Raw genomic sequence first — 24,262 nt, forward strand, 5'->3', positions numbered from 1 at the left:
TTTCCATTTCCGAGAATAGCTCAACTCTGTTTCAAGATCTATGCCATACACATAACATTGTTTAATTTGGGAGTGTGTTTTTCCATTGGAATATTTTCAGAGCAGACCACAAACAATAGAGGGAGATGAGAAGGAGGATTCGTATGGCATTTACCGTGTTTTTCGTATGCGCCTGGTTGATTGTCAGCATTTTCACCATCATACCTAAGCGACTAACCATCATAGAGAATTCATTCATTTTCTTAACCACAAGTGTCATCAGTATTAACTGGACATGGATCATTAATGAAGAGTTAAAATATGTAAAAATAACAGAAGATCCTACGAATTATGCTGGTTTTTTATTTTTTCGAAGTGTAATCATCCCCACCCTGCTAATGGTTCAGTTGAATATATACAGTGCTTCATCGTCGACTATGAAAAAAGGGTTGGTCATCGCCGCTTCTGTCCTTTGCTTACTTTTGCTCACCATCTTGTCCAGGGTCCTCGAAGTTTCCACGTACAAAGATTGGAGCCTGGTTTTTGATGTCGTTTACTATGTGTTCCTCCACTTTATAAGCATCGGTGTGTGGAGACTAATTCGGAAATCAACGCACAATGAGGTGAAACACTCGTGAACTTCCTTTGGGAAACCTTCGATAAAAATGAAATCTCCATCTTGATTCTCATGACTATTGCCTATGCCTTCTTTTTTGTGCTCCCCTTTAAATTCAAACGGGAGATCACATGGCTTTTAATGATGCTCGGATTTACGATTGGCGTTTTCTTTGACTTTACAATTGGTGGAGGTCTGATTGATTTTTTCACGCTGAATGATACGAATAACTATGAGTTATTCGACTTCTGCTATTACTTGATTTTCGCACCATTCAGTTATTTTTTCATTTACTTTTATGACATGTTCAACATCCATAAGAAGACGTTTATTTTCTATATCCTCCTATGGGTCATCGTCGGCGTCAGTATGCAGTGGGCGTTTACAAAACTGGGAATTGTGGAGTTCCAAAACGGCTATAAAATCCCATTTTCCTTTGCTGTCTTCTTAACGACCCAGACGTTTACCGCTCTCTATTTTGAACTCATTCAATCACGCTATCGTGTCCTAAAAAAAAGCTGAATCCATCCCTTTCTTTAATGCAAAAGGTCATCCTTGAATAGGATGACCTTTCTTCTTTGATTTGCTCTTTTCGTGCTAGGAGAAAATTCCGTACTCGGTAATCTGCACATCCACTATTACATTCACTTCTAAATCAGCATAATGACCCTGCCACTTGGTAAGATCAAAATCTTTTCTTCTCGTCTTTGTGAAATTACCAATCCCCAACGGGTCAATCCCTTTCTCTTTGAATAACGAAATGAGTTCGGCCGTTTCTTTGTTGAAGTATTCGACGAATTTATCTTCCATTTCCTTTGCTAATTGAGGGGAAGCATTACGATCAACGCCTGCCATTTCATTCACTTCGGCTTTTAAACTAATTTTAATATCAAATGTTGGATTGTCCATTGGCCCTGATATATTGTAATCGACTTTTGAACCGATATTATCCATCATGATTGTCCCTCCCTCAAATGGGAGGTCCTGCATCCCTCTTGTGAAATTCTCCTTCAGCATTTTAAATGTGAAGATCTTTGTATCCGGTACCTCAGCGACTAGCATCCCTTTTTTAAAAAATGCGACACCAGAAAGTTCGACAAATGATTCCCGCTTTTTAAGCATGGGTAAGAATGGGTCCATTCCTTCTGCATAGTATGCATACAAAAAATCATGCAGGCTTGTAGAGGGAAAGTTATGTCTTGTATTATTTTCTATAAGTCCCTGCAAATGTTTAGAGGTCGTTTCATCCTGGGTGAATCCACTCTCAATTAATTCTCTGGAAGAACCTTCGACAATCCCTAAAAACATATTTCTACTTAGGCGAGGGTCCCGGCTGAGTACATCAACAATATCCCCTAAGTCGGTTTCAGCCAGTTCTTTGCTGTATAACGTTACGGCAAGCTTCCCGATGGAAATTGGTTTTGAAGATTGTTTTTGTATCTCTACTTCTACATCTTTGGTCGAATCGGCATCGACCGTTAAGTAAAGTTCAGAGGCGGCCTGCTTATCTTCACTTTTCCCGTATTGCGGAATGGATACCGTTCCTTGGATGCGTTCGTCCTCTCCTACATCGTAACCGACAATTTGGACGATCGCGTTTTCTTCCACACTTTTACTTGGCAAACACCCCGTTAAAAGCAGCACAGACAATAATATAAGAAAAGTTTTTTTTATTTTCATGACCTTTTCCTCACTTTATCTGAAATCATCTTCAACACCAGTAAAACAGGAATATACATTAAAACATACGTCCCGAGTTGTCCGGATAAGTTATTGACCATATCAATCACAGGTCGCCCATCTAAAAGGACCGCCGGGAAATAAAGGGCGATGCAGAAAGTGATGACCACATACTTCTGCTTAATCTTGAATACACGTTTAGGGATTCTTGTCGCTCCCCATAACCCAAGGCAGATATTCGGGAGAATAACATAAAGCCACATAGCGATCCCTACAAATTCAAACCGTTCAATAAAAGGAAACTCAACGATTTTCCATGCTGAAATCGTTCCCCATACCACTTGTTTCAATTGTTCTTCACTATAATAGACAAAAGTAACAAGAACACTAATCAAATAAAGCATGGTCGTATAAAATATTCCGAAATGCGCCCATTTCTTAGACTTTTCCGGTTGTTTGATAAAGGGGTAATAGATCAGCAGAAATTCTAAACCTATAAAGCTTAGAATGCTTTGTTTTGTAGCTCCTAGGATATCCGTTAAATCGTGACTGATCATAGGATAAATATTCATGGTATGCCCCGCCTCTACAGGGAAGAATTTCAGCAGTAAAATAGGCAATCCAATGATGACACTGATTAAACAAATTCCTGTGATCACACGGAACCCGCCACTCACCAAGTAGTACACCAGCCATATAAGTACAAAAGCAAACACCCAGACTTGAAGACCTGGAAACACCCAAACCTTGATGACCTCTATGAACGTGATAATAACTGTAAACGCAAGCAGAGTATAATAAGCACAAAATAGGAGGCTTAATAACCCCCCTATGTACTTCCCGAAAATACTATTATGAATCTGGACAATATCTCCTCCACCGTTTTGGAGAAGACGATACATCATCCAGAGAATGATGTGCAGAATCCCACCAGCAATCAACACGGAAATCCATGCATCAAAACCAGCTTTTTCGACTAAATATTTTTCAAATCCTAGGATCCCGACCCCTACCTGCATACTATGGATCAAAAAGAATACATAGGCCGGTGTCACCAAGTAATTTTCAGGTATATTCAAGCCCTGAGTATTGTTCAACTTATTCATCAATATCCCTCTTTGCGTTCACACGTGATTGATTCATTCGTTGAGGATCTTCCGTCCTCATGAGAACAGGTCGTTCCGTCTGCTTATTGAAAGGCAGACGAATAAAGGCATCTTTCAAATCTTTGATTCTAAGCGGATATAGTGGTTCGAAGAAAGGACGACCGATGGATTGCAATTTAATGAGATGGCCGATGAAATAAACCATGCACATGGAAACTCCGATTAAACCCCAGAGCTGTGCGCCAATGAGGAAAGGAAAACGAATTAAGCGGATCGTATTACCGATTTGATAAATAGGCGTCGTAAAGGAAGCAAGGGCACTTAGAGCTACGATAATCAACAACACATTACTCGTAAGTCCTGCGTCTACTGCTGCTGTTCCAATAACGATACCTCCTACGATACCAATCGTTTGACCGATCTTCGTCGGAAGTCTGGCTCCAGCTTCTCGTAACAATTCAATCGTCAATTCCAGAACAATCACTTCCAATATCGGTGGAAACGGAATATCCGAACGGGAAGACACGATGGTCGCCATTAGAGCTGCCGGAATCATTTCGTGATGATACGTTAGGACAGCTACATATAAAGGTGTACTTAAAACAGAAAAGATGACAGCAAATAAACGAATCAAACGAAACGCAGTCGCTAAGTGCCAGGGAAGAAAATAATCATCCGAGGCACCAAAAAATTCAACGACCGTTGTCGGACATGTAAGAGCATGAGGAGATCCATCAATGAGAATGGCTACTTTCCCCTCAACCAGGTTGGAAACGACACGATCGGGCCTCTCTGTATCCAACAATTGAGGGAAAGGCGAATTGGAATTATCAGCTATGATTTGAGTGATAAATGAACTGTCCGTCAACTGATCAACTTCTATTCCTTTCAATCTCTGTTGAACCGTATCCACATTGTCCTGATTGACAATTCCATCAATATAGATGACGGCGACTCGTGTTTTTGTCACCTTACCAACGTTCATTTCTTTTATCGTTAACTGAGGTAAAGGGAGGCGTTTCCGTATAAGGTTGATGTTCGTATTCATTGTCTCAACGAACGCCTCTTTCGGCCCTACCACACTAAATTCCACTTCAGGTATGCTGACGTTTCTCGATTCCAAGGAAATGGCAGGGACGAGCACCACTTCTTCATCCTTTTCGTGCAATTGAATCATAATGTACCCATACATGACTTTTTCTTCTATGAGATCGAGCTTAGATGTAACCCGAACGTTTTCCACTGGAATACTTTCCTGCATGTCGCGCAAGGTAGGCAAGGACTTTTGATTTAACGTACTTAATACACTTCGATTTAAAACTTGTGAATCACACATGGTTTTCAAATACGATATGGTGCACCTTGTACTTCCACTTAAATTGTAGTGGACGAAATCCTCGGATTCTTGCATAGCTTGAATAAATTCAGAAAGAGTGCCGTTCTGCTTCTTTTTTTCCTGTTGTTGTGGCTGCTGCTGTTTTTCTTTCCGCTTCCATTTCCACATAACGAACTCCTTATTTGTCGATCTGACTTCTTTTTCCTATCATCTTCTTTTCGTAATAATTTATACCCGAACGGAAAGTATAAAAGAGACAAGGAGGGCGGACCATGCTTTACGCTTATCTATCTCCCTTATGCATCGTTGCGTTCATATTTATATCAACCGTGTTCGTCATCGACTGGTTAGCAAAATTATTGATCTACATTTTCCTGGTGAACTTTATTTGTCTGCCCGGTTATCTGTTGTACAAAGAAGAAGTGAAAGAGAGTAAATTAGCGCCGCCACCATCATCACAGGAGGGAAACCAATATGTCCCAAAAAACACTGACAGCCAATGAAATCGGGCTATTGTGGACACAATATATTCAGAACAGTATGGCCATCCCTGTTTTGGAACATTTTGAATTGACTCACAGGGATGAAGAGATCCAACCGTTGATTAAGCTGGCAAAAGAGATTGCGGAACAAGGAGTGAATGACTGCGGTCGTTTCTTTGAGGATGCAAATCTTCCCGTTCCCAACGGCTATTCCATGGATGACCTGAACCCGAATGCGCCCAAGCTGTTTACAGATCCATTCATGTTGACCTTTCTCGAGCATATGGGACAGGCGGGGCTTACTTCGGACGGATTCTCTTTAGGTGCCTCTTCCAGAGAGGATGTCCGGAACTTTTTCAGTGAACGCATTCGCAAGCAAGACCAACTTTTCCACGAGTGTGTAAACACCGGACTTGAGAAAGGGATTTATACAAGACCTCCTCAAATCGCCATTGATAAAGAAACGGAATACATTGAATCAAAAAATTATTACCACCCTTTCAGCAAGCGATCCTTGAATGCGATGGAAATCACTCACTTGTATGAAAATATTAAAAATAACACCATCGGAGAAGTGTTATGTCAGGGTTTTGCTCAGACAAGTAAAAACAAAACGGTCAAAGAGTATATGAAGCATGGGAAAAAGATGTCAATCAAACACCGGAAAATCTTCTCAAGTCTCTTGGATCAATCCGGAATCATGACCCCTATGGTGTCTGCGAATTTTTTGACCACCCGTACGGACCCTGTCTTTTCTGATCGAATTATGATGTATTTGATCAGTGTTCTTGCGTCATCCGGGCAGGGAAATTATGCGACCAGTTCAGCTGTCAGCCTGCGGTACGATATCGTGTTCTCTTATCAGAAATTGATTTTAGAGACAGCAATCTATGCCAAAGATGGTCTGGATATCATGATCCACAATGGATGGTTTGAAGAACCCCCTCAAGCTCCAGACAGAGAGAAACTCATCCAATAATTTTTAGCGGAAGAGGAATCGATATGAAAGAAAAACGACTGGAAATTTTATTATGGAGCATTGCTTTTCCGGGATTCGGCCAGCTATTGAATGGACATCTCATCAAAGGACTCGCCTTCATCCTTTTAGAAGTGATTCTCAATGTGAACAGCTCCTTTAACATGGCCATTGTCCATAGCTTTCATGGGAATATTGAAAAAGCCATTGAAGTGACGGACTATCAATGGCTGATGTTTTACCCTTGTGTGTATATGTTCGCTGTCTGGGATGCGTACCGTGAGGCAGATGGGGAATGTGCCCCCTATTCTTTCGTGCCTTTTGCTTTTTGCGCCTACTCCGTGACCATCGGGCTGATCTATTCTCCTCTATTTAAGGTAGGCGGGATTTTGATTGGGCCGGTCTGGCTTCCCATCCTATTCTTGCTGCCCGGTATCATCATTGGACTTTTCGTAAGGTCATTATTATTACGCTCTTCCGAAACCCCCTCATAGATCCCGCCATGAAGGGGTTTTTGTTATGTTTGTTTGATTTTTCCCAAATGGTGGAATGACATCAAACAAGCATAATTAGAGGAGGACTTCACATATGAATCGAGAACAGCGACAGAAAAAAGGTCAACCTGGCCAAGAACAATCCATACAGCCAGGAATAGAGGAAAAAATGAACCCCCTTCCCCTGCAGGCAGATGAAGATTACACGAGTGGTAATAAATTAGTTGGAAAAGTAGCCCTCATTACAGGCGGTGACAGTGGCATCGGAAGATCTGTGGCCATCGGCTATGCAAAAGAAGGCGCCGATGTTGCTATTTCTTACTTAGAAGAACATGAAGATGCCGAATACACGAAGAAAAAAGTGGAAGAGGAAGGACGCCGCGCCATCTTAATTCCTGGAGACGTCGGAGATGAGGAGATATGCAAAACTGCTGTGGAGCGTACAGTGACCGAGCTTGGTCAATTGGACATTCTCGTCAATAACGCGGCTGAACAACACCCGACGGATGATTTGTTGAACATTTCCACAGAGCAATTGGAAAGCACGTTCCGGACAAATATTTTTTCCATGTTCCATTTAACGAAAGCAGCGATCCCTCACTTAAAAAGGGGAAGCGCTATTATCAATACAGCGTCGGTCAATCCGTATGTAGGAAACCCTGAACTTGTTGATTACACAGCGACAAAAGGAGCCGTCGTTGCCTTTACCCGCTCCATGGCCAAGCAGTTGGTAAACAAAGGGATACGTGTCAACGGCATTGCCCCAGGGCCGATTTGGACCCCTCTTATTCCAGCTACGTTTCCAGAAGATAAAGTCGAAGAGTTCGGGACAAACACACCAATGGGACGACCAGGACAGCCGGTGGAGCACGTGGGAAGTTACGTGTTGCTCGCCTCCGCTGATTCCACCTACATGACAGGCCAGTTCATCCATATTAACGGTGGTATGTTTACATCCAGCTGATCGAAAGGAACGAAACAGATGCCAGAAGGACCAGAAATTAGACGTGCAGCAGATTCTGTAGAAAAAGCAGTAAGGGATAAAACCGTCATTGATATAAGTTTCGCCTTTGAACATTTACAAGCGTATGAAGAAATCCTGAGCGGTTCAAAGGTCACCAAAGTTGATACAAAAGGGAAAGCGATGCTCATCCGTTTTGACAATAATTATGTTATCTATTCCCATAACCAACTATACGGAAAATGGTACATTAGAAATGCCTACAACTATCCGAAAACGAACCGGCAACTGCGGCTCGCCATTCATAATGAAAAGAAGTCGGCTCTTCTTTACAGTGCTTCAGATATTGATGTGCTGAAACAGGGAGAAGAGGAAGACCACCCTTTTCTTTCAAAAGTAGGTCCTGATCTTTTAAGTGAAGAAGTGTCGGCTGAGGATTTGTTTATTCGTTTCCAGGATAAGAGATTCAAAAGGAGAAAATGGACCTCTCTATTGCTGGATCAAGCCTTCATCGCTGGAATCGGAAATTATTTGCGCAGTGAAATTCTATTTGTTGCTGGAATCTCTCCCTTTTCAAGACCGATGGATTGTACAGAAAAACAGCTTCACCGTGCAGCAAAAGCTTGCATCGACCTGATGTGGCGTTCCTATGAAAACAAAGGCATAACAAACGATCCAGCGCTTGCCGAAGAATTGAAAAAGCAAGGCAAAAAGCGCTATGAATACAGACATTGGGTGTTCAACCGGGAAGGTCGACCGTGCCGGATCGATGGGACAGAAATTATCAAGTTTCGTGCCGCTTCCCGCCGCTGTTACTACTGTCCGACCTGTCAAAAAAAACCCGCTCCCTTATAAAAGGAGCGGGTTTTTTTTATCTACCTAACCAGCCACCATCAATGGCCAATTGATGTCCGTGGACATAACGTGAGGCATCCGACGCCAGATAGACGGCGGCACCAATGAAATCTTCCGGTTTCCCCCAGTCTCCAGCTGGAATTCGATCCAGGATTTGTTTATTCCTCTCTTCATCCTGGATAAGCGCTGTATTCATATCAGTTGCGATATAGCCAGGCACTATACTATTGACATTCACCCCTTCTTTCGCCCATTCATTGGATAAGGCCTTTGTCAACTGGGAAACACCCCCCTTGGAAGCCGCATAAGCAGGTACACGAATTCCTCCCTGGTAGGACAGCAAGGAAGCGAAATTTATGATTTTTCCGCTTTTGTTCGGCACCATATAGCGCCCCGCCTGCTGACAGAGAATCCACGTCGTTTTCAGATTAATATTAAGAACATCATCCCAGTCCTCTTCTGAAAATTCAACAGCGTCAGAACGCCTTTGGATTCCTGCTGCATTCACTAGAATATCCACACGACCGAACGCTTCCACAACGGATGGAATCGCTGCTTTCACTTGCTCTTTGTCATTCAAATCACACGGAATGATGTGGCAGGTACGACCATGACCTTCAATTTCTTTTTTTATATCGACTTGTGAAGTATTTCTCTGTAACAATGCAATATCGGCTCCCGCTTCAGCAAGACCGACAGCCACCGCACGTCCGATTCCTCTTGTTCCACCAGTGACAGCTGCTACTTTTCCGTTTAACCTAAATAATTCCACTGACATTTCAATCCCCTTTCACACTACGATAGCGTTTTCATTCTCCTATACACCTTTCGATAGCAGGAAGGGAAATTCCTTTCATAGTTTAAATATAATTAATGAAATTTTTTTCACAGGACTTCAAAAAGGATATGTTCCGCATGAATTCCTCCTTCCGATAAAGAAAGTTTTCCAAATGAATACATAGGCACACGCCTTTTATCAGTAAGAGATCCCGGGTTGAACAAAAGGGTTTTCTTAAAATAACGAAGGACTGGGATATGAGAGTGCCCGTAAATCAACACATCCACTTCTTCATCCTCAAAAGCTTCCATCGAACGTTTTTCTGTCGTTTTTTTCTCTCCGTGCCCATGGACAATTCCAACACGATACCCTTCCCATTCCAGCAATTGTTTGGGTGGAAATTTGTCTCGGATCTCTTTTCCGTCCACATTGCCATACACCCCGTACACAGGAGCATAAGCTTTCAACGTTTCATAAAGCTCTAAAGTCTGCCAATCTCCAGCATGAATAATGGCATCCACGTTCTTCAATTCTTTTAAAAAACGCTCCGGAAGCTGTTTCGCTTTTTTTGGCATATGCGTATCTGACAGCACAATGATTTCCACTCCTGTTCCTCCTTCAATGTTCTATTATTCTAATTCAATATCCACGTTCTCCTATTCTAAAAAAAATAACCTCTCTACCAAAGGCAGAGAGGCAAACGATGTTATTGAATCGGTGTTTTATTCGGTGTTCCCGCTTTTCTTGGGTATTTTTTCGGTGTTTTTCTTCTTTTCTCAATGAGGGCAATGTTTCGCTCGCTGCCCTCTTCCGGCAATTCAAACGTGTGAACATCAAGCACTTCACCACCGACGGTTTGGATCGCGATTTTTGCGTCTTCCATTTCATCCTTCAAATTCGGACCTTTCATTGCCATGAATCTGCCGCCTTTCGCAGCCAGCGGTAAGCACAGCTCACTAAGGACGGACATTCGCGCAACAGCGCGGGCCATCACAAGGTCGTAACTCTCACGGAAGTTCGCATTTTTCCCGAAGTTTTCCGCACGATCATGATAAAAAGCGACATCATCCAGCTCCAATTCATGGGCTAAGTGATTCAAAAATGTGATTCGTTTTTTCAAAGAATCGACAATCGTGACTTTCAACTGTGGAAAGACGATTTTCAAAGGTAAGCTCGGAAAACCGGCCCCCGCTCCAACATCACAAATACGGAGCGGTTGATTGAAATCATAGTAGAAGGCGGCCGTTAATGAATCGTAGAAGTGTTTCAAATAGACGCCTTCTTGATCAGTAATTGCCGTGAGATTCATTTTTTCATTCCACTCGACAAGAATGTCAAAATACTTCTCGAACTGACGCTGCTGGTAATCGTCGAGTTCTATGCCATGTTCCTGTAATGCTTTAAGAAAGGTGTTGATATCCATAAGTCCATCCTTTCAAATTATTCCCCAGATACGCGGGCGATTTTCCCTTGTTCGATATATACAAGCAGAATGGAGACGTCCGCCGGGTTCACCCCTGATACACGGGAAGCTTGGCCGACAGATAGAGGTCGGACGGATTTCAGACGATCACGAGCTTCTGTCGCAAGTCCGTGAATGGCATCATAATCAATGTCCTCAGGAATTTTCTTCGTCTCCATCTTCTTCATGCGATCGATTTGTTCCAGCGCTTTTTTAATATAGCCACTGTACTTCACCTGGATCTCTACCTGTTCTTTGACATCATCAGGCAGGGATACCTCGCTTGGAGTCAAACGTTCCAAGTGACTGTAATTCATTTCTGGACGCTTCAGTAGGTCAGTCGCACGGATGGCATCTTTCAACTTCGATCCACCCGCTTCTTCGATGACAGATTGAACCTCGTCGGTCTCTTTCAAAATGACTTTATCGAGACGTTTTTTCTCTTCTTCAATTAACCGTTTCTTCTCTTGGAAGCGCTCATAACGGTCTTCAGGAATCAAACCGAGCTGATAACCGATTTCTGTCAGTCGAAGATCCGCATTATCATGACGAAGCATCAAACGGAATTCTGCACGTGACGTAAGCAGGCGGTACGGTTCGCCTGTCCCTTTGGTCACAAGGTCATCAATCATGACACCAATGTAACCTTGAGAACGGTCAAGAATTAACGGTTCGAGATCAAGCGCTTTTGCAGCTGCGTTGATCCCTGCCATTAAACCTTGTCCAGCAGCTTCTTCGTATCCGGAGGTTCCGTTCAGCTGCCCAGCTGTAAATAGTCCTTCGATCTGCTTCGTTTCAAGTGTCGGCCACAACTGGGTCGGCACAACAGAATCATACTCAATAGCATAGCCGGCACGCATAATTTCCGCTTTTTCAAGACCTGGGACTGTGCGCATCATTTCATTCTGCACGTACTCTGGAAGGGAAGTGGAGAGACCTTGAACATAGACCTCTTCCGTATCTCTTCCTTCCGGCTCAAGGAATATCTGGTGACGCGGTTTGTCATTGAAACGGACGATTTTATCTTCAATGGACGGACAGTAACGCGGTCCTGTACCTTTAATCGCTCCTGAATACATCGCAGATAGTCCTAAATTATCGTTAATGATTTTGTGCGTATCTTCGTTCGTGTACGTCAGCCAGCACGGGATCTGATCGGTGATGAACTCTGTGGTTTCATAAGAAAAGGAACGCGGCTCCTCTTCTCCTGGCTGAATTTCAGTCTTGGAATAGTCGATGGTGTGACTGTTGACACGCATCGGAGTTCCTGTCTTGAATCGGACCATCTCAATGCCCATTTCCTCCAGCTGCTCAGAAAGAGAAACGGTTGAACGCTGGTTATTCGGGCCACTTTCATACGACAAATCGCCGATGATCACACGTCCGCGCATAAATGTGCCGGTCGTAACAATAACCGTCGGGGCGTAGTAGGCCGCTTTCGTTTCGGTGACGACACCTTTGACCTGGTTATCTTCCACCAATACTTTTTCAACCATCGCCTGACGAAGTGTCAAGTTCTCCTGGTTTTCTAGCACCCGCTTCATTTCTTTGATATAAAGCGGTTTGTCAGCTTGTGCGCGCAATGCCCGTACCGCAGGTCCTTTTCTTGTATTTAGAAGACGCATTTGGATGTGCGTTTTATCAATGACGCGCCCCATAGCCCCACCTAAAGCATCCACTTCACGGACGACAATTCCTTTTGCGGGACCACCAATGGACGGGTTACATGGCATGAAGGCAACGAGGTCGAGGTTCAAGGTCAGCATCAACGTTTTCGCCCCACGGCGAGCGGCTGCAAGACCTGCTTCTACTCCGGCATGACCCGCACCAATAACAATTACATCATAATGCCCTGCATCATATGTCATTCGGATGACTCTCCTTTTTTATCATATTGAATATCGTTCAAATCGAACGTTTATTTTCCTAAGCAGAATTGTGAGAATAACTGATCGATCAAACTTTCGTGAACCGTATCCCCGACGATTTCCCCGAGGATTTCCCACGTTCTCGTAACATCGATCTGGACGACATCAAGCGGGACCCCCATCTCCATCCCGTTTTGGGCATCTTCAAGGGCCTGCTTCGCTTGTTTTAATAACTGAACGTGACGGACATTTGAAACATATGTCATATCACCAGCATCTAGATCCCCTTCAAAGAATGTATCGCCAATCGCTTGTTCTAACTGGTCGATGCCCTCTTCGCGGATCAAGGATGTTGTAATTACAGGATGGTCTCCAGCCAACTCCTTCACTTGATCAAGGTCTAAACGTTGATCTAAGTCCATTTTGTTAACGATGACGATGATATTCATATCACGGATGGCTTCAAAAAGTTTCTGATCCTCTTCGCTCAGCTCATCCCCATAGTTTAACACAAACAGAATCAGGTCAGCTTCTTTCAGTACTTGCCTTGAACGTTCGACACCAATCTTTTCTACGATGTCTTCCGTTTCCCTGATTCCTGCCGTATCAACAAGACGTAGTGGAACGCCACGGACGTTGACGTATTCTTCAATCACATCACGAGTCGTACCTGGAACCTCTGTCACAATCGCTTTATTTTCGTGAACAAGGGCATTCATTAAGGAGGATTTACCAACATTCGGGCGGCCGATGATTGCCGTTCCCAGTCCCTCTCTTAAAATCTTCCCTTGTTTCGCGGTTTCGAGAATACGAGTGACTTCTTCGTGCACTTCTTTCGTCTTCTCTTCCATCATTTCATGGGACATCTCTTCGACGTCATCATATTCCGGATAGTCAATGTTCACTTCGACATGAGCAAGCGTCTCAAGAAGTTTTTGTCTTAAATCCTGAATCAGGTTCGATAGCCGGCCATCCATCTGCTTCAAAGCGACATCCATTGCCCGGTCCGTTTTGGCGCGGATCAAGTCCATGACCGCTTCCGCTTGAGAAAGATCGATCCGACCATTGAGGAAGGCACGTTTCGTGAATTCACCGGGTTCTGCTAATCTGGCACCGCTCGCTAACACAATCTCCAACAAGCGATTTACAGAAACGAGGCCACCATGGCAGTTAATTTCAACGATATCTTCTCTTGTAAAAGTTTTTGGGGCACGCATGACAGATACCATTACTTCCTCCGCCATTTCGCCCGTTTCAGGGTCAATAATCTTACCGTAATGCATCGTGTGGGAATCGACCTCATTCAAATCTTTCCCTTTGAAAAGGTTCGCAGCAATGGCCACGGCCTCAGGTCCACTTAAACGGACAATAGCAATTGCCCCTTCTCCCATCGGGGTCGAAATTGCGGTTATTGTATCTGTTTCCACACGCACTCACCTCCTGAAAATTGTTTGATTTATATTTATCCACAATACGAATAATTTTAATGTCACTAACATATTACCTTACCACACCGCCACGTGTTTTGAAAAGATATCAACACGTATATTCCCTGTTTCCGTCCCTTTTAGTTATCCACATGTGCATAACTCTCCCTACCATTTTCCCCACCATATCAGGGAACAATACGACCACCAGTTATTTAATGAACAATTTGGCAGGATTGTGGGTGATTCGCATTCAAGGTTTTTCGGGGTTCGTTGCTGTGTTGAGCGTCAGGTATGGTTGGGAATCCTCTTGCTTTCCTGTGGGAGGGTGCCTTCCACGATAACAGCGTCCTTTGGTGTTGGCTCCCCTCCAATTACTATGCCAAGCAGCTTATTCCAAATTGAGTTTCGAGATACTTATATGGCAAAGGGGCGAAGGGGAATGGCGAGACTCCTGGGGGAACAAAGTGCATGGTGAGACCCCACCTCGTGCGGGGCCCCGCGGAAAGCGAGCTATTACCCGCAGCCCCCGCCCGCCCGCTCAACAAAAGTCTCGAAACTGAGTCCTCAACAAGACAGCGTTTGTTGATTTAAGGGATCCATAAAAAATGCTTCTGTTCATGAGGGATGAACAGAAGCATGATAAAAAACTTTATTGAGGTCGAATGACGACGTGTCTGCGGGGGTCATTCCCGTCAGAATCCGTCTCGACTTTTTTATGGTTTTGCAGCGCACTGTGAATGATTTTTCTTTCATAAGACGGCATTGGCTCAAGCTTCACTTCCTGATTGGTCCGTACCGCTTTTTCCGCCAATCGATGTGCGAGATTTTCTAAAGTTTCTTTTCTTCGACCACGATAGCCTTCTGCGTCTAACATGACGGTATAAAAGACATCAGACTCACGATTCACGACGAGTTGAGCCAAATATTGAAGGGAATTCAACGTTTGGCCGCGCTTGCCGATCAGCATCGCAATCTTTTCACCTTCGAGATCCATATAAATGTCTCGTTGACGGAGCTCTGTTTTCACCTGGACAGGAGCGCCCATTTGTTCTGCTACTTCATAGATGAATGTTTCGACGTCCTGCACTGGATTTTTCTTGATCGTTGCTTTTACAATCGCTGGTTTCGTACCAAAACCGAGAAATCCTTTTTTACCTTCATCAATGATCTCGACATCGACTTGATCTCTTGATGTGTGTAATTGCTCTAGTGCTGTTTGGATCGCCTCATCAACTGTAGTTCCCGTAGCAGTCCATTGCTTCACTAGTTTGCTCCTCCTGTCTCATCTTTCATCATTGGTTTACGAATGAAAATGGTTTGAAGAATCATGACAATGTTACCGACAATCCAGTACAACGCAAGGGCAGATGGGAAGAAGAATGCGAATGTACCGATCATCAACGGCATGATATATAGCATCATTTGCATTTGCGGGTTCTGTGCAGCCGCTCCTCCTGCCATCATTAACTTTTGTTGCAGGAAAGTTGTTGCTGCTGTCAGAATCGCTAAGAACGGATCGGCTTGTCCAAGCTCCAGCCATAAGAAGTTATGGGTTTGAACAGCTTCTGTTCTCATAATTGCATGATAAAAACCAATTAAAATCGGCATTTGAACGATGATTGGTAAACAACCCGCGAGTGGATTGACACCGTTTTTCTGGAAAAGCTGCATCGTTTCTTGTTGAAGCTTCTGCTGAGTCTGAGCATCTTTGGAAGAATACTTTTCTCTCAGTTCTTTCAATTCCGGCTGGATATCCTGCATCGCTTTTGAACTTTTCAATTGTTTGATGTTCAATGGCAAAAGCAGGACACGAATGATGATGGTAACGATGATAATCGCCAACCCGTAACTTCCATTCGTAGCATCAGCGAAAAACAACAATGTTTGTGATAATGGATATACAATATATTCATTCCAAAATCCTGTACTATCCGAGGTGATCTCTTGGTTGACGTCCATACACCCGGATAGGAACGTAAGCATACCTGTCATCGCGACCAGGATGAGTAATTTATTCCGCAACGTTCCTTCCTCCTTACTGAAATCGCTCTTCTATCTTTTTTTAAATACAAACCGATGAATGACTATACGACAATCATAAGTTTAGCATTAGTTGATACCATAATTCTATATGATTACGTGCGAATTTTTTTATTTAATAGCTTTGACCGTGATAACACATGGGTCAGGCTTTTCTTTATCTCATGAAATTCCATTTGGTTCGTCGGTTTCCGGGCAATGATGACAAGGTCATAATCCGGGTGGATCTCTGCCTCCAGTTCATGAAAGGCTTGCCTTAGGTATCGCTTGATCTGGTTCCGCATGACCGCGTGACCAATTTTCTTGCTGACGGATAAACCGATTCTAAAATGGGATTGTTCTTCCTTTTTCATATAATAAAGGACCAACTGGCGATTGGCGAACGATTGCCCGCGACGAAAAACCTTTTGAAAGTCTTCATTTTTTTTAATACGATAAGCTTTTTTCATCGAACACCCTCCAAAATCACAAACAAGATGGCTTGGGCAGACCGTTTTGCCTTCCACTATTCTCCCAGCGAGATCTTTTACCATTATGTAGGAAAACATCTCTTTTTATCCTTCTCTCGTCTTTCTTGGCGATCAAAGTTTGATTTAAAATTCTACGTTTTACTTTTCTCTAAAAAAACAAAAGAGGGACGAAGATCCGCCCCCTCTTTTGACCATTATACTGAAAAAAAGACCACTGATTGTTTTCAGTGGCCTATGCTGATAGAACTTTTCTTCCTTTACGACGACGACGTGCTAGAACGTGACGACCGTTCTTAGTGCTCATACGTGCACGGAAGCCGTGTACTTTTTTACGCTTACGATTATTTGGTTGAAACGTGCGTTTACTCATTATATATACACCTCCTGAGGAAAATTCCAATAATACATCTAAAAGGCAGTCCCGATTAGTATAATAAATCCCCTTGCTTTTTGTCAACTTTTATTTTAAGAGTGTCCTCTTAAAGATCTTCTCCGTTATATAACAGGCCTGTACTATAACAAGCGGGTCACCCTTCTAAAATAAGCGAACAAAATCTCCCCCTGGCGAACATTCACAGGATCTGTGTATAATTTAAACCTGCGTTTTCTACTGTCCACAACAAATATCGACAAGAAAATCACAAAATATAGTGTTGTGGATGAGTTTTGTCTACAAGGCATTGAAATTGTGGATAAGTTACCGTGAACCATTGCAACTGCCGTTTTTATCTGGTATTATATTTGTGTTTAACCGTGAATGACTTCTGAAGACTTAAAATCTTTTCCACAGATTGTGGATAACGTGTGGACAGTTATTAACACGCCTGTTTATGTAGTTATGCACAAGAATGTGGATATTGAAAATAACTTTCTAGAACTCTAGTAAAATCAACTTTCGGACATCCACATCCGATCAGAGGTTTTTTAACGAAATCTATTATACAAACCTTATACGAATACCTTTCGATCCTTTTGCTACGTTCGAAAAAGAGAACGAAAGGTTTTTTTGTTTTCCACTGAAACAGAGAGGGGTGAAACAATTTGGAGAACATCAACGAATTATGGAACAATACGCTCGAGCAGATTAAAGAAAAAATCAGCAAACCGAGCTTCGAAACATGGTTGAAAGCAACCAAAGCTGATTCTTTAAATGAAAATACGCTGACGATTGTTGCTCCGAATGAATTCGCCAGAGATTGGCTTGAAAATCAATATGAACGTTTGATTACGGAAACTTTATATGAAGTGACAGGGGCGGAACTTGATACAAAGTTCATTATTCCGGAATCTAAGGACGACTCACTGGAAGATGTAAAACTATCATCCAAAAAAGTACCAAATGTAAAAAACAACGGAAACGAAGAATCACCACAAAGCATGCTGAATTCCAAATATACATTCGACACGTTTGTCATCGGTTCAGGCAACCGATTCGCTCATGCTGCGTCCCTGGCTGTTGCAGAGGCACCAGCAAAAGCTTATAACCCATTATTTATTTATGGTGGTGTAGGTCTTGGTAAAACGCACTTGATGCATGCGATCGGACACTATGTGCTCGATCATAATCCAAATGCCAAAGTGGTTTATCTATCATCTGAAAAGTTCACGAACGAATTCATTAATTCGATCAGAGATAACAAGGCCGTCAACTTCCGAAATAAATATCGAAGTGTCGACGTGCTTTTAATAGATGATATACAGTTCCTTGCAGGAAAAGAACAAACACAGGAAGAGTTCTTCCATACGTTCAATACACTTCATGAAGAGAGCAAGCAGATTGTCATTTCCAGTGACCGTCCGCCAAAAGAAATCCCTACACTGGAAGACCGCTTGCGATCACGCTTTGAATGGGGACTGATCACAGACATCACTCCGCCTGATTTAGAAACGAGGATTGCGATTCTTCGTAAAAAAGCAAAAGCGGAAGGTTTGGATATCCCGAACGAAGTGATGCTTTACATCGCCAATCAAATCGATACAAACATCCGCGAACTTGAAGGTGCACTGATCCGTGTCGTTGCCTATTCTTCATTAATCAATAGTGATATTAACGCATCACTTGCGGCAGAAGCTTTGAAAGACATCATTCCTAGCTCGAAACCTAAGGTCATTACGATTGAAGCCATTCAGGAAATGGTCGGTGAAAAATATAATGTGAGACTGGAAGATTTCCCAGCGAAGAAACGGACAAAATCGGTAGCCTTTCCGAGGCAAATTGCCATGTATCTATCGAGAGAGCTTACAGATTTCTCATTACCGAAAATCGGAGAAGAGTTTGGAGGGCGCGATCATACAACCGTCATTCATGCTCACGAAAAGATCTCAAAAATGGTTGCCGATGATCAACAGCTGCAAAAAGAATTGGATGAAATCCGAGAACAGTTAAAATCTCACTAGTGGATAGTGTGAATAGGGATGCATGTTCATCAACACCCTATCCACATGTGGATAACCTTGCGAGATAAACGTTTACCCTTGTTATCCACATTTCCACAGCCCATACTAGTACTATTACTACATTTTATATAAAAATAATTAATATATGCTCAAGTAGGAGGAGTGTATTCAAAATGAAATTCGTTATCCAAAGGGATCAACTGATCAATAGTGTTCAAAACGTAATGAAAGCCATCTCTTCCAGAACGACAATTCCAATTCTTACAGGAATGAAACTCGAAGCAAGTGAAGAAGGAATTAAATTAACAGGTAGTGATTCAGATATCTCAATTGAATCTTTTATTCCTAGTGAAGAAGATGGAATTGTTTATGTAGAAAATATCGAACCTGGGAGCATTGTTCTTCAAGCTAAATATTTCCCTGATATTGTGCGTAAACTTCCTCAAAATACAGTTGAAATAGAAAGTGACCATACTCGGAATGTCACCATCCGTTCTGGGAATGCAGAATTCCACTTAAACGGACAAGATCCAGAAGAGTACCCTCAACTTCCGCAGCTTCACACAGAAGACAGCTTTGAACTGCCTATCGATCTTTTGAAAAATTTAATTCGCCAGACCGTTTTTGCAGTATCAACTTCTGAAACAAGACCAATTCTTACAGGTGTTCATGTGAAACTTGAGGACGGAAACCTTGAATTTATCGCGACCGACAGCCATCGATTGGCTTCACGTAAAATCCCTTTGGAACAACCGGAAGGAAAGTCTTTACCTGCCGTGGTCATTCCTGGTAAGAGTTTGACGGAATTAAACAAAATTCTTGATGATTCTGAAGACACGATTGAAGTGAGTGTGACAGAAAATCAGGTCTTATTCCGCACGAAACACCTGTACTTCCTTTCCCGCTTACTTGATGGAAATTATCCGGAAACTTCCCGTTTAATTCCTGAACAAAGCAAAACCATTGTGAAGATTGATACGAAGGAACTTCTGCAGTCGGTGGACCGCGCGTCTCTTCTAGCGAAAGAGAATCGCAACAATGTCGTGCGTTTAATTACAAAAGAAGACAATCATCTTGAAATTACAGGGAATTCCCCGGAAGTAGGGAATGTTGTCGAAGAAGTGATGGCGAATGATGTCGATGGAGAAGATTTAAAGATTTCTTTCAGTGCAAAATACATGATGGATGCACTAAAAGCGGTCGATTATGATCAAGTGAAAGTCGAGTTTACGGGAGCGATGCGTCCATTCTTAATTCGCCCTGTCGATGACGACCAAATTTTACAGTTGATTCTTCCAGTCAGAACTTATTAAATTTCAGAAACAGGCAAAGGTAAAAAGGTGCTTTATGTTCTTCATAGAGCACCTTTTCTTATTGGTCAGAGGTGTATTTCCTAGCTGGTAGAGACTCGAAGGAACGTTTGAGTATGTTAATAACTGTTCGTTTTCGCAGCATTGCATATTTAGGTACCTAAGTTTTTAATGTGAAAAGGGGAAACTCGAAAGGGAGCGCATGATGGGAGAATGAGGGAAGGGAAAGGTTAAGATGTCAACGAACAAAAGTTGGATAAGGCACACAGACCTGTTTCGTTGCCTCACACTTTCTTTACACATCTATCTTTAGTAAAATGAAAGATAGGTGAATTCATGAAATAGGGTGAAATGATATGAACGAAGAGATCGGTATCAACACAGAATACATTCCATTAGGCAAGTTTTTAAAATTAGCCAATATTGTCGAATCTGGTGGAATGGTGAAAATTTTCTTGTCGGAATTTGAAGTTCTCGTAAATGGAGAACCTGACAATCGTCGTGGCCGCAAACTGTATGTGGGCGATACAGTAGAAGTTGAAGAATTCGGCAGCTTCACTGTCGTCAAAGAAGTTTAGGTCAGGCGGCTTTTAATGTATATCCATGAGTTATCATTACGTTCGTTCAGGAACTATGATGAGCTCTCATTGACGTTCGACCATAAGATCAATGTCATCATTGGTGAAAATGCCCAGGGAAAAACCAATTTGATGGAAGCGATCTATGTCCTCGCTTTTACAAGATCCCATCGTACACCTAGAGATAAAGAACTCATACAGTGGGATGAAGAGTATGGTAAAATAAAAGGGAGTATCTTTAAACGGAATCGTCGCTTTCCCCTGGAGATCATTGTCTCTAAAAAGGGGAAAAAAGCGAAGTTGAATCATATTGAGCAAAAGCGTCTGAGCGACTACATCGGCGCTTTGAACGTGGTGATGTTTGCACCTGAGGATCTCAATCTTGTAAAAGGGAGTCCTCAGGTGCGTCGTCGGTTTATTGACATGGAAATCGGCCAAATACAACCCACATATATTTATCACTTAGGTCAATATCAGAAGATTCTCAGGCAACGAAACCATCTGTTGAAAGATTTGCAGCGGAAGCCGGGAGCGGACCGGACAATGCTTGGTGTTTTGACAGAGCAGCTGATCGAGCATGCTACGACGATTGTCGAACGACGGTTCAAATTCCTGCAGCTTCTAAGGTCATGGGCGACACCGATCCACGAAGGAATCAGTCGCCAGCTGGAGAAGCTGGAAATTGCTTATGATGCAAGTGTACGAGTATCAGAGGATATGAATTTGGAAACAATAAAAGATACATTCTCTGAAAAGTTTGCAGAAATTGAATCAAAAGAAGTGGAACGCGGGACCACGTTGGCAGGACCACACAGGGATGATCTGGTTTTTTATGTGAACGGAAAAGATGTCCAAACGTATGGATCGCAGGGTCAGCAGCGGACGACGGCTTTGTCTTTGAAACTCGCTGAAATTGAACTGATTCATAGTGAAGTAGGGGAATATCCGATTTTGCTTCTTGATGACGTACTTAGTGAACTGGATGACTTCAGACAATCGCATCTGCTTCATACGATTCAAGGGAAAGTGCAGACGTTCGTTTCTACAACGAGTATTGATGGAATTGAACATGAAGCACTGAAACAAGCGGAGATTTTCCGGGTCAAAGAAGGAACGATAGACGTAGAGAAATGAGGTGGCGAATTGTTCATTCATATTGGGGATGATCACGTCATCCAGTCGAAGGATGTCGTGGCAATTATTGATAATAGCTTGATTTCATCTTCTTCCATCATTGAAGAAATGATTCATAACCAACGTAAGGAAAAGCAGGTCATCGAAACGGAAGATTACCAGGCGAAATCGATTGTAATCACGAATGATGTCATCTATTTCAGCCCACTATCTGTCTATACCTTGAAGAAGCGGGCGAACATGATGACCACACTGAACAAACTGGAAGACTTCTCGGAAGAGTCCGATTTTTAATATACCGATAGACGAGACGTAAGGGATTAGAGATAAACCACTTGAGAAATGTAGGTGAGTACCATGAAGGAAGATATTATCGAAGAGCAGCAGGCATATGATGAGAGTCAAATACAGGTACTGGAAGGGTTAGAAGCGGTAAGAAAGCGTCCGGGAATGTATATTGGTTCTACGAACGAAAAAGGCTTGCACCACCTCGTATGGGAAATTGTCGATAACAGTATTGATGAAGCGATGGCCGGTTTTTGCGATCATATTCAAGTCGCGATTGAAAAAGACAACAGCATTACCGTTACCGATAACGGCCGTGGTATTCCTGTCGGGATTCAGGAGAAAACGGGACGTCCAGCTGTTGAAGTCATTTTGACCGTGCTTCACGCCGGAGGTAAGTTCGGCGGGGGCGGTTATAAAGTATCCGGAGGACTCCATGGGGTAGGGGCGTCCGTCGTAAACGCCTTATCTACGAAACTGGAAGTGTTCGTCCACCGTGATGGAAACATCCATTACCAGGCTTATCACCGTGGTGTCCCAGAAGAAGACTTGAAGGTGATCGGAGAGACTGATCAGACAGGAACACGCATCCAATTCAAACCGGACCCTGAAATTTTCTCAGAGACCCAAGAGTACAAGTTTGAGATTCTTGCCAATCGTTTGCGGGAGCTAGCTTTTCTTAATAAAGGTCTTACCATTTCGATTGAAGATAAACGTACGGATGAAGACCCTGTCAATTACTATTTCGAAGGCGGAATCCTTTCCTATGTCGAACACATGAACCGTACGCGTGAAACCCTGCATGAAGCCTTCTTCATCGAGGATGAGCAGGACGAGATTTCCATAGAAATCGCCATGCAGTACAACGATGGATTCGCAAGCAACATTTATTCCTATGCCAACAACATTCATACGTATGAAGGCGGGACACACGAATCCGGGTTCAAGACCGGTTTGACACGTGTGATCAACGACTATGCACGTAAAAACAATATGTTCAAGGAGACGGATCCGAATTTGACCGGCGACGATGTCAGGGAAGGTTTGACAGCGATCATCTCGATCAAACATCCGGACCCGCAGTTCGAAGGTCAAACAAAGACGAAGCTCGGCAATAGTGAAGCCCGTACCGTTACGGACTCTCTGTTCTCAGAAAGCTTCACAAAGTTCCTTTTCGAAAATCCAAATATGGCGAAAACGATTGTTGAAAAAGGATTGATGGCTTCAAGAGCAAGAATGGCCGCGAAGAAAGCTCGTGAATTGACGCGCCGTAAAAATGCGCTTGAGGTATCCAACCTGCCAGGTAAATTGGCGGACTGTTCGTCCAAAGATGCGAATATCTCTGAACTTTACATCGTTGAGGGTGATTCTGCCGGTGGATCTGCCAAGCAGGGACGAGATCGTCATTTTCAAGCGATTCTGCCATTGCGCGGTAAAATCATCAATGTTGAAAAAGCACGCCTGGATAAAATCCTTTCCAACAATGAAGTACGTGCCATTATTACCGCTCTTGGTACAGGAATCGGTGAAGAATTCGATATTTCAAAGGCACGATATCATAAGATTGTCATCATGACCGATGCCGACGTCGATGGTGCACACATCCGTACTTTACTATTGACGTTCTTCTATCGTTATATGCGTCCATTGATCGAACATGGCTATATCTATATCGCTCAGCCGCCGCTTTATAAGATCCAGCAAGGAAAAGCGATCTACTACACGTACAGTGATAAGCAGCTGGATGCAAAGCTTGCCGAGCTGTCCAACTCACCGAAGCCAGGTGTTCAGCGCTACAAGGGTCTTGGAGAGATGAACCCGGAACAGCTTTGGGAAACGACAATGGACCCTGAAACGAGAACGATGCTTCAGGTCAGCTTAGAGGATGCGATGGGGGCGGATGAAACCTTCGATATTCTTATGGGAGATAAAGTCGAACCGCGTCGTAACTTCATTCAAGAGAACGCCCAATATGTACAAAACCTTGATGTTTAATATAAAACGAATGTCTTGAAAGAGTGGGAA

General features: G+C 43.0%; 24 protein-coding genes. 12 read left to right on the plus strand and 12 right to left on the minus strand.

Annotated features, from left to right (window positions below; all coding sequences use genetic code 11):
• Nucleotides 1-143: 143 nt before the first annotated feature.
• Both K2225_RS11385 and K2225_RS11390 read left to right on the plus strand, forming a co-directional pair.
• Nucleotides 144-617, plus strand: coding sequence for a hypothetical protein (locus K2225_RS11385; RefSeq protein ID WP_220584837.1), 474 nt, complete (start codon nucleotides 144-146; stop codon nucleotides 615-617).
• Nucleotides 614-1,117, plus strand: a complete 504-nt coding sequence (locus tag K2225_RS11390; RefSeq protein ID WP_370632743.1) for a hypothetical protein — start codon at nucleotides 614-616, stop codon at nucleotides 1,115-1,117. Before K2225_RS11385 ends, K2225_RS11390 begins: the two co-directional genes overlap by 4 nt.
• Before the next feature lie 75 nt (nucleotides 1,118-1,192).
• Here K2225_RS11390 and K2225_RS11395 read toward each other — a convergent pair whose 3' ends face one another.
• Genes K2225_RS11395 through K2225_RS11405 form a run of 3 tightly spaced genes read right to left on the minus strand, consistent with a single transcriptional unit; the run spans nucleotide 1,193 to nucleotide 4,885 of the window.
• Entirely contained in the window at nucleotides 1,193-2,275 is a 1,083-nt protein-coding gene (locus K2225_RS11395) for a Ger(x)C family spore germination protein (RefSeq protein WP_220584838.1), read from the minus strand.
• Nucleotides 2,272-3,381 carry a GerAB/ArcD/ProY family transporter gene (locus tag K2225_RS11400; protein ID WP_220584839.1) on the minus strand — a complete coding sequence of 370 codons (1,110 nt, stop codon included), beginning with the start codon at nucleotides 3,379-3,381 and terminating at the stop codon, nucleotides 2,272-2,274. Before K2225_RS11400 ends, K2225_RS11395 begins: the two co-directional genes overlap by 4 nt.
• Nucleotides 3,374-4,885, minus strand: a complete 1,512-nt coding sequence (locus K2225_RS11405; RefSeq protein WP_220584840.1) for a spore germination protein — start codon at nucleotides 4,883-4,885, stop codon at nucleotides 3,374-3,376. The genes K2225_RS11400 and K2225_RS11405 overlap by 8 nt, the downstream gene beginning before the upstream one ends.
• Nucleotides 4,886-5,191: 306 nt before the next feature.
• On the opposite strand from K2225_RS11405, the gene K2225_RS11410 reads away from it, so the two are divergent.
• The 4 genes from K2225_RS11410 (at nucleotide 5,192) to nei (ending at nucleotide 8,485) form a co-directional block, all read left to right on the plus strand.
• Nucleotides 5,192-6,178 (plus strand): DUF3231 family protein, encoded by a 987-nt coding sequence (locus K2225_RS11410; protein WP_220584841.1) that lies wholly within the window; start codon nucleotides 5,192-5,194, stop codon nucleotides 6,176-6,178.
• Nucleotides 6,179-6,201: 23 nt separating this feature from the next.
• Nucleotides 6,202-6,669 carry a hypothetical protein gene (locus K2225_RS11415; RefSeq protein WP_220584842.1) on the plus strand — a complete coding sequence of 156 codons (468 nt, stop codon included), beginning with the start codon at nucleotides 6,202-6,204 and terminating at the stop codon, nucleotides 6,667-6,669.
• A gap of 94 nt (nucleotides 6,670-6,763) precedes the next feature.
• Nucleotides 6,764-7,633, plus strand: a complete 870-nt coding sequence (locus K2225_RS11420; protein ID WP_220584843.1) for an SDR family oxidoreductase — start codon at nucleotides 6,764-6,766, stop codon at nucleotides 7,631-7,633.
• Nucleotides 7,634-7,651: 18 nt separating this feature from the next.
• Nucleotides 7,652-8,485 (plus strand): endonuclease VIII, encoded by an 834-nt coding sequence (gene nei, locus K2225_RS11425; RefSeq protein WP_220584844.1) that lies wholly within the window; start codon nucleotides 7,652-7,654, stop codon nucleotides 8,483-8,485.
• Between the two features lie 16 nt (nucleotides 8,486-8,501).
• Here nei and K2225_RS11430 read toward each other — a convergent pair whose 3' ends face one another.
• The 9 genes from K2225_RS11430 to rpmH all read right to left on the minus strand — a co-directional run bounded on the left by K2225_RS11430 (nucleotide 8,502) and on the right by rpmH (nucleotide 16,903).
• A complete protein-coding gene (locus K2225_RS11430) occupies nucleotides 8,502-9,263 on the minus strand; it encodes an SDR family oxidoreductase (protein ID WP_220584845.1) in 762 nt (253 codons plus the stop codon).
• Between the two features lie 107 nt (nucleotides 9,264-9,370).
• The gene (locus K2225_RS11435; protein ID WP_220584846.1) at nucleotides 9,371-9,868 is read right to left on the minus strand and encodes a metallophosphoesterase family protein; all 498 of its coding nucleotides are present in this window, start codon (nucleotides 9,866-9,868) and stop codon (nucleotides 9,371-9,373) included.
• Nucleotides 9,869-9,969: 101 nt separating this feature from the next.
• The gene (rsmG, locus tag K2225_RS11440) at nucleotides 9,970-10,686 is read right to left on the minus strand and encodes a 16S rRNA (guanine(527)-N(7))-methyltransferase RsmG (RefSeq protein WP_220584847.1); all 717 of its coding nucleotides are present in this window, start codon (nucleotides 10,684-10,686) and stop codon (nucleotides 9,970-9,972) included.
• A 17-nt stretch (nucleotides 10,687-10,703) separates the two neighbouring features.
• A complete protein-coding gene (gene mnmG, locus K2225_RS11445) occupies nucleotides 10,704-12,593 on the minus strand; it encodes a tRNA uridine-5-carboxymethylaminomethyl(34) synthesis enzyme MnmG (protein WP_146814509.1) in 1,890 nt (629 codons plus the stop codon).
• Between the two features lie 50 nt (nucleotides 12,594-12,643).
• A complete protein-coding gene (gene mnmE, locus K2225_RS11450; protein ID WP_220584848.1) occupies nucleotides 12,644-14,020 on the minus strand; it encodes a tRNA uridine-5-carboxymethylaminomethyl(34) synthesis GTPase MnmE in 1,377 nt (458 codons plus the stop codon).
• A gap of 652 nt (nucleotides 14,021-14,672) precedes the next feature.
• Nucleotides 14,673-15,287 carry an RNA-binding cell elongation regulator Jag/EloR gene (gene jag / locus K2225_RS11455; protein WP_220584849.1) on the minus strand — a complete coding sequence of 205 codons (615 nt, stop codon included), beginning with the start codon at nucleotides 15,285-15,287 and terminating at the stop codon, nucleotides 14,673-14,675.
• On the minus strand, nucleotides 15,287-16,045 hold the full coding sequence (spoIIIJ, locus tag K2225_RS11460; RefSeq protein WP_220584850.1) for a YidC family membrane integrase SpoIIIJ: 759 nt from the start codon (nucleotides 16,043-16,045) through the stop codon (nucleotides 15,287-15,289). The genes jag and spoIIIJ overlap by 1 nt, the downstream gene beginning before the upstream one ends.
• A 113-nt stretch (nucleotides 16,046-16,158) precedes the next feature.
• Complete coding sequence (rnpA, locus tag K2225_RS11465) at nucleotides 16,159-16,512, minus strand: ribonuclease P protein component (protein ID WP_220584851.1); 354 nt, start codon at nucleotides 16,510-16,512, stop codon at nucleotides 16,159-16,161.
• Between the two features lie 253 nt (nucleotides 16,513-16,765).
• Complete coding sequence (gene rpmH / locus K2225_RS11470) at nucleotides 16,766-16,903, minus strand: 50S ribosomal protein L34 (RefSeq protein ID WP_089650739.1); 138 nt, start codon at nucleotides 16,901-16,903, stop codon at nucleotides 16,766-16,768.
• A gap of 671 nt (nucleotides 16,904-17,574) precedes the next feature.
• Between rpmH and dnaA the strand changes: the two genes are divergently transcribed.
• The 6 genes from dnaA (at nucleotide 17,575) to gyrB (ending at nucleotide 24,232) form a co-directional block, all read left to right on the plus strand.
• Nucleotides 17,575-18,930: a chromosomal replication initiator protein DnaA gene (gene dnaA, locus K2225_RS11475; RefSeq protein ID WP_160916439.1), complete on the plus strand. Its 1,356-nt coding sequence runs from the start codon at nucleotides 17,575-17,577 to the stop codon at nucleotides 18,928-18,930.
• A gap of 173 nt (nucleotides 18,931-19,103) precedes the next feature.
• Entirely contained in the window at nucleotides 19,104-20,243 is a 1,140-nt protein-coding gene (gene dnaN / locus K2225_RS11480; protein ID WP_220584852.1) for a DNA polymerase III subunit beta, read from the plus strand.
• Between the two features lie 353 nt (nucleotides 20,244-20,596).
• A complete protein-coding gene (yaaA, locus tag K2225_RS11485; protein WP_220584853.1) occupies nucleotides 20,597-20,818 on the plus strand; it encodes a S4 domain-containing protein YaaA in 222 nt (73 codons plus the stop codon).
• Between the two features lie 15 nt (nucleotides 20,819-20,833).
• Nucleotides 20,834-21,952 carry a DNA replication/repair protein RecF gene (gene recF, locus K2225_RS11490; protein ID WP_146814491.1) on the plus strand — a complete coding sequence of 373 codons (1,119 nt, stop codon included), beginning with the start codon at nucleotides 20,834-20,836 and terminating at the stop codon, nucleotides 21,950-21,952.
• Nucleotides 21,953-21,961: 9 nt separating this feature from the next.
• Nucleotides 21,962-22,246: an extracellular matrix regulator RemB gene (gene remB / locus K2225_RS11495; RefSeq protein WP_220584854.1), complete on the plus strand. Its 285-nt coding sequence runs from the start codon at nucleotides 21,962-21,964 to the stop codon at nucleotides 22,244-22,246.
• A gap of 63 nt (nucleotides 22,247-22,309) precedes the next feature.
• Nucleotides 22,310-24,232: a DNA topoisomerase (ATP-hydrolyzing) subunit B gene (gene gyrB, locus K2225_RS11500; protein WP_255574427.1), complete on the plus strand. Its 1,923-nt coding sequence runs from the start codon at nucleotides 22,310-22,312 to the stop codon at nucleotides 24,230-24,232.
• Nucleotides 24,233-24,262: the final 30 nt, after the last annotated feature.

The sequence above is a fragment of the Halobacillus sp. Nhm2S1 genome (assembly GCF_019599545.1).
In the GTDB taxonomy this organism is placed as follows: Bacteria; Bacillota; Bacilli; order Bacillales; family Halobacillaceae; genus Halobacillus.